The sequence below is a fragment of the Flavobacterium yafengii genome (assembly GCF_030010375.1).
In the GTDB taxonomy this organism is placed as follows: domain Bacteria; phylum Bacteroidota; class Bacteroidia; order Flavobacteriales; family Flavobacteriaceae; genus Flavobacterium; species Flavobacterium yafengii.
In genome coordinates, this window is record NZ_JASCRY010000003.1 from 79346 (window position 1) to 92986 (window position 13641).

Genomic DNA, 13641 nt, shown 5'->3' on the forward strand with positions numbered 1-13641 from the left:
ATCCATTTTTCATAATTAAAAGTTATAATGCTACCTAAATTTTTATGTTGGCATTTTTTATTTTAAATTTAAGAATTATAAAAATTTACAAGAAATATGACCGCACTGGAAACTATCTTAAAAGACATCAAAAATGTAAAAGTGATAGATAAATCAATTGATTACAGCCAATATATTCCATTGGATTTATCCATAAAAAATGAAGCCTTTACAAAACATGCTATTGATAATGCAAATGATTTTGAGAAATATATCGAAAACTATCTAGAAGAAAACAATGCAAAAGTAGCTTTTGGTGGCTATAATGAAATTCGAAATTTGTACAAACGAAGTGATATTTTCAACGATTCAAAAACTGAGGAGCGAAATATCCATATTGGTTTAGATTTATGGATTAAAGCCGGAACTCCAGTATTAGCAGCACTTGATGGATTTGTACACAGTTTTAATTACAATACAGGCGTAGGCGATTATGGTCCAACTATTATCTTAGAACATAAAATAGAAAATCAGCGATTTTATACTTTATACGGGCATCTTTCGTTAGAAAGTATCAGTGATATTGCAATTGGTGATATTTTCGAAAAAGGACAACAAATAGCAACTTTAGGAAATGCTTCCGTGAATGGAGATTATGCACCTCATTTGCATTTTCAGATCATAGAAGAAATTTCACAAACATTTGGTGATTATCCAGGAGTTTGTAGCGAAAATAGCTTGGATCATTATTTAAAGAACTGCCCAGATCCGAATATCTTATTAAAAATTATATAAATATGAAAAAAGTAATTATTGTCTTTAGTATTCTGATACTCATTGGATGCAAATCAAAAAATGTTGTTACAACTACTGAACCTGAAAAAGCTAAAATTGAAAAACTTGGTTTATCCGAAGTTAATGAAAGTCAAAAGAATAAAGCGTATGAATTAGGAAAAAGAGTTTTAATGACTTGTAATACCTCTAAATTTAAACCTTTCAACCAGAGTGAAGCAACAGAATCTGTTATCAAGAATACAACTGAGGAAAGATTGACCAAAACTTGTACCCGATTTCGCCAATATTACGGAACTTTTATTGATCTTCAATTAGTTGAAATTTATAAAAATAATTTTGACGGAACAACTATTTTTCGTTACAAAGCATTGTATACAAAGAAAGTAGCTAATAAGGAACTTCGTGTTTCAATGAATCAAGAAAACAAAGTTTCATCGATTAAATCATTGGATTGGGTCACTCCTTTCTCGATGAAATAATTTCAAATAACAGAACTGAATTTATAAATCAAAAAGCATTATTTTTTTACAGTTCAACATAACTATTTGAGTAATGAGTCAGCAAGTCCTATACTTTAAAAGATTCTAGCCCTATCCAGTTACCAAATAGCGATTCAAAAGAAAACCAATTCACGGAATAATTTTCGTAAAATATTGTATCCAAACAACTCGTTTTTATAATGTTTTGTATGTAGTAATTTATTATTCATATTTAAAGATTATAACAATTACAAAATACTACTATTTTTATTAAAACTCAAATCACCTCTTTTTCTCACTGTTTATTCGTAAATTTATACTCTATCAATAATAGTATTTGGATAAATCTGCTTTAAAAATAGTTCTTTTTAATTGCTTATTTTTTCTTCGAACATTACATTACTAAAGATGTATTACAATTAATAATGTGTGAATTATATAATTTTTTTTTTAAGTTATATAAGTTTTTTTGATAAAGTTTATTCGACTTTTACATAATCTGTTAAAAAAAATAATTTGAAACTATATATAAAATACATGGTCAGTAATCGCTGTAAAATGGCGGTAAAAGAGGAATTAAAAAAACTTGGACTACACTTCATGGTTGTAGATTTAGGCGAAGTTGAAATCATGGAAAATATCTCAATGGACCAAAGACAACGATTAAAAACAGCGCTTTTTGACTCCGGACTTGAATTGATGGACGATAAAAAATCCATGCTAATCGAAAAGATAAAAAATGTAATTATTCAGATGGTCCACCATTCAACAGAAAATATAAAAATTAATTTTTCTGATTATCTGAGTCAACAATTAAATCACGATTATACGTATCTGTCTAACTTGTTTTCGGAAGTGCAAGGAACTACAATTGAACAATTTATAATTTCCCATAAAACAGAACGCATAAAGGAATTGATTATTTATGGTGAATTAAACATTACTGAAATTGCCTGGAAAATGAATTACAGCAGTGTTGCCCATCTATCCAGTCAATTTAAAAAAGTTACTGGTCTTTCTCCCTCCCATTTTAAACAATTGAAAGACAAGAGGCGTAATCCAATTGAAGAAATTGGTAATTCAAAATAAAAAGAAGTAATATCAATTTTGTAAATACACCTAGAAAGCATAAAAACTCAAGAATCACAATACGCCAGAAGTCTTATTGAAGCTAGTTTGGATCCTTTAATTACAATAAATCCTGAAGGAAAAATTACGGATATAAATGAAGCTACAGTAAATATTACTGGGCTGAATCGAGATGGCTTAATAAATTCTGATTTTTTCAATTATTTTACCGAAAAACAAAAAGCACGTGAAGTGTATCAGGAAGTATTTGAAAAAGGATCTGTTTCAGATTTTCCACTTACACTTAAGCACAAAGATGGTAAATTGACAGATGTATTGTTCAACGGTTCTGTTTATAAAGATGATTTGGGATGTGTATTAGGAGTCGTAATTGTTGCCAGAGATATTGCTGAGCAAAAATGGGCATTAAATTTAGGAGTTGCCAATAAAGAATTAGCGCATCAAAACGATGAAAAAGAAAAACGGGCAGCTGAATTAGTAATTGCTAATAAAGAGCTTGCTTTTCAAAACGATGAAAAAGAAAAACGAGCTGATGAATTAATAATTGCTAATAAAGAGCTTCTATTTCAAAATGATGAAAAAGAAAAACGCGCAGCTGAATTAGTTGTTGCCAATAAAGAACTTGCTTTTCAAAATGATGAAAAAGAAAAACGAGCGGCAGAATTAGTTGTAGCTAATGAAGAGCTTGCTTTTCAAAATAAAGTGAAAGAAAAACGAGCGGCAGAATTAGTCATTGCTAACGAAGAATTAGCGTATCAGAATAATGAAAAAGAAAAACGAGCTGATGAATTAATCATTGCTAACAAGGAACTTCAATTTCAAAACAAAGAAAAGGCAAAACAGCAAATTGCTACTAAAGAACTAGAAGAACTTAGTTACGCAGCAAAATTAGCTTCACAATATTCTCTTAGTCTTATTGAAGCAAGTAGGGATCCATTGGTCACTATAAACACCAACGGTAAGATTACTGATATGAATGAGGCATTGGTAAACATTACGGGAATGACGCGTAACGAACTTACACATTCTGATTTTTTCGATTATTTTACTGAGCAACAAAAAGCTCGTGAAGTATATCAAGAAGTATTCGAAAAAGGTTCCGTTGCTGATTCTCCGCTTACACTTCGCCACAAAGAAGGTAAACTAACGGATGTATTATTTAATGGTTCCGTTTATAAGGATGACAAAGGAAACGTAGTTGGAGTTGTAATTGTTGCTCGAGATGTAACTGACCAAAAGAGAATTGCTTCGGAGTTGATAGAAGCTAGAATATTTGCTGAATTAGCCACGGAAATTGCAGAAGAAGCTAAAATAAATGCAGAAAGTGCTACCATAATAGCTGAAAACGCAGTAAAAGCAAAACAACAATTTTTGTCTAATATGAGCCATGAAATTCGTACGCCGATGAATGCAATTATCGGATTTACTAAAGTGGTTTTAAAAACAGAATTGACAACCAAACAAAAAGAATATTTAAACGCAATTAAAATGAGTGGCGATGCATTAATCGTACTTATAAATGACATACTTGATTTAGCAAAAGTTGATGCCGGAAAAATGACATTTGAAAAAACACCTTTCAAAATGAAATCTTCCATAGCTGCTATGCTTCACTTGTTTGAAACAAAAATTCAAGAGAAAAATTTAAAATTAATTAAGGAATATGATAATAAAATTCCTGATGTTCTAGTAGGAGATCCGGTTCGTTTACATCAAATTATTTTAAACCTAATCAGTAATGCTGTAAAATTTACCTCAAAAGGAAAAATTACAGTCAGTGTTCATTTATTACATGAGGATGAAGATAAAGTGATTATTGAATTTGCCGTAACAGATACAGGAATTGGTATCCCAAAAGAAAAAACAGGGAAGATATTTGAAAATTTTCAACAAGCATCTAGTGGTACTTCAAGATTATATGGAGGAACAGGATTAGGTCTTGCCATAGTAAAACAATTAGTGGAACCTCAAGGAGGTAGCATTCGGGTGAGAAGTACCGTTAATGAAGGATCTACATTTAGTTTTACATTGAGTTTTCAAAAAACTAGCGCAGATGCTGAATTAGAAAATGAAATCATGGAATTAGATACTGAAATAAAAAATATTAAAGTATTGGTTGTCGAGGATATTCCTCTTAATCAATTGCTAATGAAAACATTGTTAGATGATTTTGGATTTGCCAGAGACATTGCCGAAAATGGTAAAATAGCAATCGAAAAACTAAAAGAAAACGATTATGATATTATTTTGATGGACTTACAAATGCCAGAAATGAATGGATTTGAAGCTACAGAATATATTCGTAATACAATGAAATCAAAAATTCCAATTATTGCTTTAACTGCTGATGTCACAACTGTTGATTTAGCTAAATGCAAAGCAGTAGGAATGAATGATTATATAGCAAAACCAATTGACGAAAGGCTCTTATACAGTAAAATTGTTGGAATATTAAAGAAACCTAAACTCGCAAAACTTACTGCAAAGTTGAATGAGAATATAGAGGATAAAAAAATAAAATGTATTGATTTGGTTTATTTAAATCAAAGAACAAAATCGAATCCAAAATTAATGATGGAAATGATATCACTTTATTTAGCACAAACGCCGCCTTTAATCAATACAATAAAACAAAGTTTAGAGGAGAAAAATTGGGACTTATTAGGAGCTGCCGCACATAAAATGATTCCATCCTTTTCAATAATGGGTATCAGTACTAATTTTGAAAATATTGCAAAAAAAATTCAGGAATTTGCAATTACACAAGAAAAATCAGAAGGAATAGAGGACTTAGTTATGCAACTTGAAGAAATTTGTTTACAAGCATGCCAAGAATTACAAGAAGAATTTAACATAATCAAAAATACCATATAATGAAAAATGATACTAAAATAAAGATTTTCCTAGTAGATGATGATGCATTATTTTTAAAATCTTTAGAACTTGAATTTTTAGAAAATGCTGATTTTATAGTAGAGACTTATTCTACGGGAGAGCTTTGCATCGCTAATATAGATAATAATCCAGATGTCGTAATTTTAGATTATCAACTTGATGGTATTGTTGCAAACGCTATGAACGGAATTGAAACATTAGATAAAATAAAAGCTTTCAATCCAGAAATTCCAGTAGTAATGTTGTCCTCTCAAGATAAAATTGAAGTTGCCATAAACTGTATGCATCATAAAGCTGTAGACTATGTGGTGAAAAGCGAAACCGCTTTTGTTCGCCTGCAAAAAATAATTACTTCTGTTTTTAAATATCAAAAAATGGAAAAGGAATTAAATTGGTACATGGACAGGATGTAATGTTTTTTACAGTATAATTTTATCTAAAATTAATTAATAGATTTAGATTAATCATTCCTGATTTGGTCAAAAATTAAAACCAAAATTGTTTAAAAAAAATGCGGTATAAAGACACGTCAGATTTGGAAATTTCATTGTTATTGGAAGCTATTTATCGGAAATATGGGTATGATTTCAGAGAGTATTCCCAAGCCCATATCAGGCGCAGAATTATGAACAGAATGTCGGCATCTGGATTTGAAGATGTTTCTCAAATGCAATCTAAGGTTTTGAATGATGAAGCATTCGCCTCTGAACTCTTACAGAATTTATCAATTACTGTAACCGAAATGTTTCGTGATCCAGTTTTTTATAGGTCATTACGAGAAAATGTTATCCCTGTTTTGAAAACATATCCCTTTATAAAAATATGGCACGCAGGATGTGCTACAGGCGAAGAAGCCTATTCGATGGCTATTCTTTTGCAAGAAGAAGGCTTGTATGATAGAACAACTATTTATGCTACTGATTTTAACCAAATGGCTTTGAATCGTGCAAAAGATGGAATTTTTTCGAATAAAATGATAAAAGAATACACTTCTAATTATCAATTATCAGGAGGAAAAGAATCTTTTTCCTGTTATTACACTTCAAATTATGACAACGTCATTATGAATCAATCATTGAAAAAAAATATTGTTTGGGCCAATCATAATTTGGTGACTGATAGTGTTTTTGCAGAAGTAAACTTGATATTATGTCGAAATGTGCTGATTTATTTTGATAAAAATTTACAAAATAAAGTCCAGACTCTTTTTTATAATAGTCTCATTAATGGTGGTGTTTTATGTTTAGGATCTAAAGAAAGTTTACGTTTTTCAGATTTGTATGAGCAATATATTGAGTTAGACACTAAACAACGAATATTTAAAAAGAAATATTGAAAATGCATTATGAAGCAATTGTAATAGGCGTTTCTTCCGGAGGTATGAATGCTTTGAAAATTATATCCTCAGCCTTACCGGGAGATTTTAATATACCAATTATCATAGTACAGCATTTAAGCGCTCATTCCGATAGCCATTGGATAAACCTTCTAAATGAAAAAAGTCATCTGGATGTAAAAGAAGCGGATGAAAAAGAGAAAATTGAAAAAGGCAACATCTATATTGCTCCTCCTAATTATCATTTGCTGATTGAAAAAGATAAAACATTTTCCCTTACTATAGACGAACGAGTAAATTTTGCAAGGCCATCAATCGATGTATTATTTGAATCAGCAGCCGAAGCCTATACAAATAAATTAATTGGAATCGTGCTCACAGGATCTAATAGTGACGGGACAAAAGGAATTAAACGAATAAAGGATTGTGGAGGTCTGGCCATTATTCAAGACCCAAAAACAGCAGACTCTGAATACATGCCAAAGTCAGCAATTGCTGCTATTGTCCCAGATTATATTTTGTCATTGGAGGATATAGTCGCGTTACTAATACAAATAAATCAACAAAAAAGATAATCACAATAAACTTTACAAATAACAAAATGAAAATGACCCTAGGAAGAAAAATAGTATTAGGATTTATTGCTTGTGCCTTTGTACTTATAGGAGTTGCTATTTTTTCTTTTAAAAACAGTGAGAAATTTGTCGTTTCAAATGCCTTGGTGAATAATTCTAATAAAGTATTATATGAATTCGAACAAATACTGATGACTTCCGTTGATGCAGAAACAGGTGTACGAGGTTATGTAATTACGGACGATGATAATTTTTTGAAACCTTTTACAACTGCCAATACAAAAGCAATTGAGAAACTTGAAAAAGTAAAGGAATTAACAAAAGACAATCCCAATCAGCAAAACAATATTGAGGAACTTGCGAAAGAAATTAAAATGCGTTTTGATAATTTAAATACATGTGTTAATCTTCGCAAAAAAGATTTTGAAAAAGCCAGAGTATTTGTTGCTTCAGGAGAGGGCAAAGAAATACAAGATGAAATAAGAAAAATAATTGATAAAGCACAGGAATTAGAACGTACATTACTTACTCAAAGGATACAAGACAGTGCTGACGATGCCATTAAATTTAATATTGTTTTTGCAATTTTATTATTAGTTATTGTTCTGATTCTTATCGTTGTATACAGTATAGTTGCTGAAAATTTAAAAGCCCTTAAAAGCTCCGAGTCAGAAAATGCTAATAAAAACTGGTTGCTTACAGGTAACTCACAACTCAATGAAAAATTAATAGGAGATCAGAGTATAGCACAGTTAGCGAACAGCACCATAAGTTTTTTATGTACGTATCTGAAAGCCAATATAGGAGCTGTTTATCTATTAAATGATAAAGAAAACAACCTGATACTCAACGGTAAATTTGCCTTTTCGACTGCTAAAGACACTAAAGAAAATTTTAAATTAAATGAGGGATTAATTGGTCAAGCTGCATGGGAACAGAAACAGATTTCTTTAACGGATATAACTGAAAATCAAATACGCATCACTTCATCCGTTCTGGATGCAAAACCAAAAAATTTGCTCATAACTCCTTTTTTACTTGAAGGTAAAACGATAGGCGTAATAGAAATAGGCAAGCTTACGGATTTCAACGAAACAGAAAAAGAATTTATCAATGTTTCTATGAACAGCATAGCTATCAGCGTTAATACTGTTCAACAAGCTGAGGAAAAAGAAAAAAGAGCTGCAGAGTTAGCCATTGCTAATAAAGAACTTGCCTATCAAAATGACGAAAAAGAAAAAAGAGCAGCAGAATTAGCCATTGCTAACAAAGAATTAGCCTATCAAAATGATGAAAAAGAAAAAAGAGCCGCAGAGTTAGGTATTGCCAATAAGGAACTTGCCTATCAAAACGACGAAAAAGAAAAAAGAGCAGCAGAGTTAGGTATTGCCAATAAAGAACTTGCCTATCAAAACGACGAGAAAGAAAAAAGAGCAGCAGAGTTAGGAATTGCTAACAAAGAACTTGCCTATCAAAATGAGGAAAAAGAAAAAAGAGCATCAGAATTAGGAATTGCTAACAAAGAACTTGCTTATCAAAATGACGAAAAAGAAAAAAGAGCGGTAGAGTTAAGTTTTGCTAACAAAGAGCTTTCAAATCAAGCAGAAGAACTTCAAATACAGCAGGAAGAACTTAGGCAGCTGAATGAAGAATTAGAACAACAAGCTCAAAATCTTAAACAGCAGCAGGAAGAACTTCAAATGACCAATGAAGAATTGGAAGAGCAAACTCAGTCATTAGAAGAGAAAAACAAAGAAGTTGAAGCATCAAAATATAACATTGAACAAAAAACGAAACAACTTGAAATTAGCAGCAAGTATAAATCGGAATTCCTTGCAAACATGTCGCATGAGTTAAGAACACCGCTTAATAGTTTGCTTATTCTATCCAAAGATTTATCAGAAAACAGAAAGAAAAATTTAGATGATGTTCAGGTTGAAAGCGCGGAAATAATTTATAAAAGTGGTCATGACCTGCTTGTGCTGATTAATGAAGTATTAGACCTCTCCAAGATTGAAGCAGGAAAAATGGCTATAAATATTGAAAAAGTATCATTGAAAAATTTTACTGATAATCTTCTTCGTGATTTTAAACATCAGGCAGAACAAAAAGGACTAACAATACTTTGCAAATTGGCAGCTGGTTTACCCGAATTTATCCACACTGATTCACAACGGTTGAATCAGATACTGAAAAATCTTTTATCCAATGCTATAAAATTCACTGAAAAAGGAAGTGTAATTATAAGTATTGATCAAAATACAGACACTACTTTGAACATTTCTGTTAGGGATACAGGAATTGGAATATCAGAAGACAAACAAACAGCCATATTTGAAGCTTTTCAGCAGGCCGAAGGCGGTACTTCCAGAAAATATGGCGGTACAGGATTAGGACTTTCTATTTCACGGGAGCTTGCAAAATTACTGGAAGGAGAAATAAAAGTAAAAAGTAATTTAGACAAAGGATCTACTTTTTCACTTATTATCCCATTGGAAATACATCCTACACTAGAGTCTGTCAATGAAATTCCGTTGAGACCTATTGCGTATGTACCTCGCTCTGAAAATGACATCAACTATTTAAATTATCCAACCATAAAAGACGATAGAGACACAATAAACACAGATGATAAAATAGTGCTCATTATTGAAGATGATCAAAATTTTGCTGCTATACTTTTAAAACAAGCCAATAAAAAAGGATTCAAATGCTTGTCCGCTGCTTCTGGAGAAGATGGTCTGTTGCTTGCTGCAAAATACAGACCTCAAGCAATCATTCTTGATATGGGTTTACCAGGAATCAAGGGGAAACAAGTATTGCATGAATTAAAAGTAAATCCTTCCGTAAGACATATACCGGTACATATTATTTCGGCAAATGACCGTTCGCTGGAACCAATCAGAGAAGGTGCGGTAGAATACCTGATGAAACCGATATCTAAAGATGGTCTGGAAGAAGCTTTTAACAGAATTGAAAATTTTGTGAATAGAAAAATAAAAAACCTTTTGATTATTGAAGACAGTGAAAATTCCAGAAAAGCAATGAAAGTACTCATTGGCAATGGTGATGTAAAATGTTATGAAGCCGCAACGGGAAAAGAAGCTTTGGAATTGTTTGAACAAAATCACATTGATTGTATTATTCTGGACATTGGATTGCCTGATATGACTGGCTTTGAACTTATCCATAAACTGGAGGATATAGAAGGTCATAACTTACCCCCTATTATTGTTTATACCGGAAAAGAACTTACAAAAGAAGAAAACAATCTTCTTCACAAATATGCAGAGAGTATCATTATAAAAGGTATAAAATCCGAAGAACGATTGCTAGATGAAACTGCTCTTTTCCTTCACCGAACAATCAGCAATTTACCGAAATCAAAACAAATGATGATTCATAATTTGCATGATAAAGAAGCTATATTTCATTCCAAAAAAATATTATTAGTTGATGATGACATGCGAAATGTTTTTGCATTATCCAAAATATTACAAGAACGTGGAATGGAAGTCATAAAATCAGAAGACGGTAAGAATGCATTGAATAAGCTGGAGGAACATACTGACATTGATCTTGTATTAATGGATATTATGATGCCGGAAATGGACGGTTACGAAGCAATGAAACGAATACGATCTCAGATAAAATTCAGAAACTTACCAATAATTGCCCTTACAGCAAAAGCCATGAAAGACGATAAACAAAAATGTATTGATGCAGGTGCAAACGATTACATCACAAAACCTATTGATGTAGAACGCCTATTATCATTGATGCGAGTATGGTTAAGTAAATAATAAAACAACATCACAAAGGCGGTATATCCCCAATGTCATTTAAGTTACATTTTTTGTTGGTATTTTACTATTCGTTAATTAATACTCAGCATTCAAACTTTTATTTTAGAATTAAAAATGAAAATAAATAGCCCTGTTAAAATTTTATTGGTCGATGATTTACCCGAAAATTTGTTTGCCTTAGAAGTAATCCTTTCTAATGAAAATTATTTATGTGTTAAAGCAAATTCAGGTAATGAAGCCTTAAAAATTCTGCTCCACCAACAAGATTTTGCCATCATATTAATCGATGTGCAAATGCCAATGATGGATGGATTTGAAACTGTAGAATTAATTCGCCAAATCGAAAAACTTAAACATGTCCCGATTATTTTTTTAACGGCCAGCATGGATAATTCTCAACAAATTTTCAAAGGCTATCAGGCTGGTGCTGTAGATTATATGATTAAACCGCTTTCGCCTGAAATATTAAAAGCAAAAGTGGCTGTTTTTGTAGATTTGCATACTAAAAATCAGGAATTATTAGTTCAGGCAGAACAGCTAAAAAAACTTAATACTGATCTTACAGCCCAAAAATTACTTTCTAAATATTCTCTTAGTCTTATAGAAGCAAGTCATGACCCTTTATTTGCAATTAGTCCAGAAGGGAAAATAACCGATATGAATAATGCATCGGTAAAAGTAACTGGTATAACACGTCTGAAATTAATTGGAACCGATTTTTTTGATTATTTCACTGAACCACAAAAGGCTCGTGAAGTATATCAAAAAGTGTTTGAAAAAGGATTTGTTGCTGACTCTCCTCTAATCCTTCGCCATAAAAATGGTAAATTGATTCATGTGTTATTCAATGGATCAGTATATAAAGACGACAAAAAAAATGTGCTTGGAGCAGCAATCGTTGCCAGGGATGTAACCGATCAAAAAAGAATTGAAACAGAATTAATTGAAGCTAAAGTTTTTGCGGAATTAGCCACAGAAATTGCAGAAGAAGCAAAAATAAATGCGGAAAATGCCACTATCATAGCTGAAAATGCCGTAAAAGCAAAACAGCAATTCTTGTCGAATATGAGTCACGAAATTCGTACACCAATGAATGCAATCATCGGATTTACAAAAGTGTTACTCCGAACAGATATTACAGATAAGCAAAAAGAGTATTTAAACGCAATAAAAATAAGTGGTGATGCTTTAATCGTGCTCATTAACGACATACTCGATTTGGCAAAAGTAGACGCGGGTAAGATGACATTCGAGAAAACACCTTTCAAAATGAAATCTTCCATTGCTGCTATGCTTCATTTATTTGAAACAAAAATTCAGGAAAAAAACTTAAAATTAATTAAGGAATACGACAATAAAATCCCCGATGTTCTGGTGGGAGATCCGATTCGTTTGCATCAAATTATTTTAAATTTAGTCAGTAATGCCGTTAAATTTACATCTAAAGGAAAAATCACTGTTAGCGTAGATTTATTACATGAAGATGATGATAAAGTAATACTCAAATTTGCTGTAACTGATACAGGAATTGGTATCTCCGAGGAAAAAATAGGAACAATATTTGAAAATTTTCAACAGGCAAGCAGCGGAACTTCCAGGTTGTATGGCGGAACTGGGCTAGGTCTTGCTATTGTAAAACAATTAATAGAACCTCAAAGTGGTACTATTCGTGTAAATAGCACTATTCATAAAGGTTCAACATTTAGTTTCACATTACCTTTTCAAAAAACAAATTCCAATGTAGAATTGGAAAATGAATTGGCAGAAATAGATTCAGAAATGAAGAATATAAAAGTATTAGTAGTAGAAGATATTGCTCTAAATCAATTGCTAATGAAAACACTTTTAGATGATTTTGGATTTGAGCTTGACATTGCTGAAAATGGTAAAATAGCGATTGAAAAACTCCAAGAAAAAGACTATGACATCATACTGATGGACTTACAAATGCCAGAAATGAATGGATTTGAAGCTACAATATATATTAGAAATACAATGCATTCAACAATTCCTATTATTGCATTAACCGCTGATGTTACAACCGTTGACTTGGATAAATGTAAAGCTGTGGGAATGAATGATTACATTGCTAAACCAGTTGATGAAACAGTGTTATATAATAAAATTATAGGGACATTAAAAAAATCTAAACTTGATAAAAAAGAAGAAATTAGTACTGTTCAAATTGAAAAAATAAAATACATTAATTTAGAATATTTACATCATAGAACTAAATCAAATCCAATATTAATGATGGAAATGATATCATTATATTTAGCACAAACTCCTCCATTAATAAACACAATGAAACAAAGTTTAGCTGAGCAAAATTGGCAATTGTTAGGTGCCTCCGTACATAAAATGATCCCTTCCTTTTCAATAATGGGAATCAGTTCAAATTTTGAAAATATGGCAAAAAAAATTCAGGAATTAGCGACAGCGCAAGGAAAATTAGAAGGAATACACGACTTAGTGTTGCAACTTGAAAAAGTTTGTATGCAAACTTGTATTGAATTACAGGAGGAACTTAAAACAATTAAAAATGCTGAAAAATAAAATAATATATCTGATATCTTAAAAAATTATTTCCCATTTTCAAATTATAAAGAACAAAATAACTTGATCTATAAAGGCCTAAATTTAAGTTTCAATAATTAAAAACCCTATTTATATAAAAAGATAAAGTA

Annotated in this window: 8 protein-coding genes and 1 pseudogene; all 9 read left to right on the top strand. The window is 31.3% G+C overall.

Annotated features, from left to right (window positions below; all coding sequences use genetic code 11):
* Positions 1–96: 96 nt before the first annotated feature.
* The 9 genes and pseudogenes from QLS97_RS10685 to QLS97_RS10725 all read left to right on the top strand — a co-directional run bounded on the left by QLS97_RS10685 (position 97) and on the right by QLS97_RS10725 (position 13510).
* Entirely contained in the window at positions 97–774 is a 678-nt protein-coding gene (locus QLS97_RS10685; RefSeq protein ID WP_282716599.1) for a peptidoglycan DD-metalloendopeptidase family protein, read from the top strand.
* 2 nt (positions 775–776) lie between these two features.
* A complete protein-coding gene (locus QLS97_RS10690) occupies positions 777–1253 on the top strand; it encodes a hypothetical protein (RefSeq protein WP_282716601.1) in 477 nt (158 codons plus the stop codon).
* Positions 1254–1790: 537 nt separating this feature from the next.
* Positions 1791–2342: a helix-turn-helix domain-containing protein gene (locus QLS97_RS10695; protein ID WP_282717215.1), complete on the top strand. Its 552-nt coding sequence runs from the start codon at positions 1791–1793 to the stop codon at positions 2340–2342.
* A 54-nt stretch (positions 2343–2396) separates the two neighbouring features.
* A pseudogene (locus QLS97_RS10700) lies at positions 2397–5216 on the top strand (hybrid sensor histidine kinase/response regulator); the annotation flags it as partial.
* Entirely contained in the window at positions 5216–5650 is a 435-nt protein-coding gene (locus tag QLS97_RS10705) for a response regulator (RefSeq protein WP_282716603.1), read from the top strand. The pseudogene QLS97_RS10700 and the gene QLS97_RS10705, both read left to right, overlap by 1 nt.
* Before the next feature lie 98 nt (positions 5651–5748).
* Complete coding sequence (locus tag QLS97_RS10710) at positions 5749–6573, top strand: CheR family methyltransferase (RefSeq protein ID WP_282716605.1); 825 nt, start codon at positions 5749–5751, stop codon at positions 6571–6573.
* Between the two features lie 2 nt (positions 6574–6575).
* On the top strand, positions 6576–7148 hold the full coding sequence (locus QLS97_RS10715) for a chemotaxis protein CheB (protein WP_282716606.1): 573 nt from the start codon (positions 6576–6578) through the stop codon (positions 7146–7148).
* Positions 7149–7174: 26 nt separating this feature from the next.
* A complete protein-coding gene (locus tag QLS97_RS10720; RefSeq protein ID WP_282716608.1) occupies positions 7175–10951 on the top strand; it encodes a response regulator in 3777 nt (1258 codons plus the stop codon).
* Between the two features lie 117 nt (positions 10952–11068).
* Positions 11069–13510 (top strand): response regulator, encoded by a 2442-nt coding sequence (locus QLS97_RS10725; RefSeq protein WP_282716610.1) that lies wholly within the window; start codon positions 11069–11071, stop codon positions 13508–13510.
* The last annotated feature ends 131 nt before the right edge of the window (positions 13511–13641 follow it).

Coding starts and splice junctions, on each gene's coding strand:
- QLS97_RS10685 (WP_282716599.1), top strand. CDS start 97: ATGACCGCACTGGAAACTATCTTAAAAGACATCAAAAATGTAAAAGTG.
- QLS97_RS10690 (WP_282716601.1), top strand. CDS start 777: ATGAAAAAAGTAATTATTGTCTTTAGTATTCTGATACTCATTGGATGC.
- QLS97_RS10695 (WP_282717215.1), top strand. CDS start 1,791: ATGGTCAGTAATCGCTGTAAAATGGCGGTAAAAGAGGAATTAAAAAAA.
- QLS97_RS10705 (WP_282716603.1), top strand. CDS start 5,216: ATGAAAAATGATACTAAAATAAAGATTTTCCTAGTAGATGATGATGCA.
- QLS97_RS10710 (WP_282716605.1), top strand. CDS start 5,749: ATGCGGTATAAAGACACGTCAGATTTGGAAATTTCATTGTTATTGGAA.
- QLS97_RS10715 (WP_282716606.1), top strand. CDS start 6,576: ATGCATTATGAAGCAATTGTAATAGGCGTTTCTTCCGGAGGTATGAAT.
- QLS97_RS10720 (WP_282716608.1), top strand. CDS start 7,175: ATGAAAATGACCCTAGGAAGAAAAATAGTATTAGGATTTATTGCTTGT.
- QLS97_RS10725 (WP_282716610.1), top strand. CDS start 11,069: ATGAAAATAAATAGCCCTGTTAAAATTTTATTGGTCGATGATTTACCC.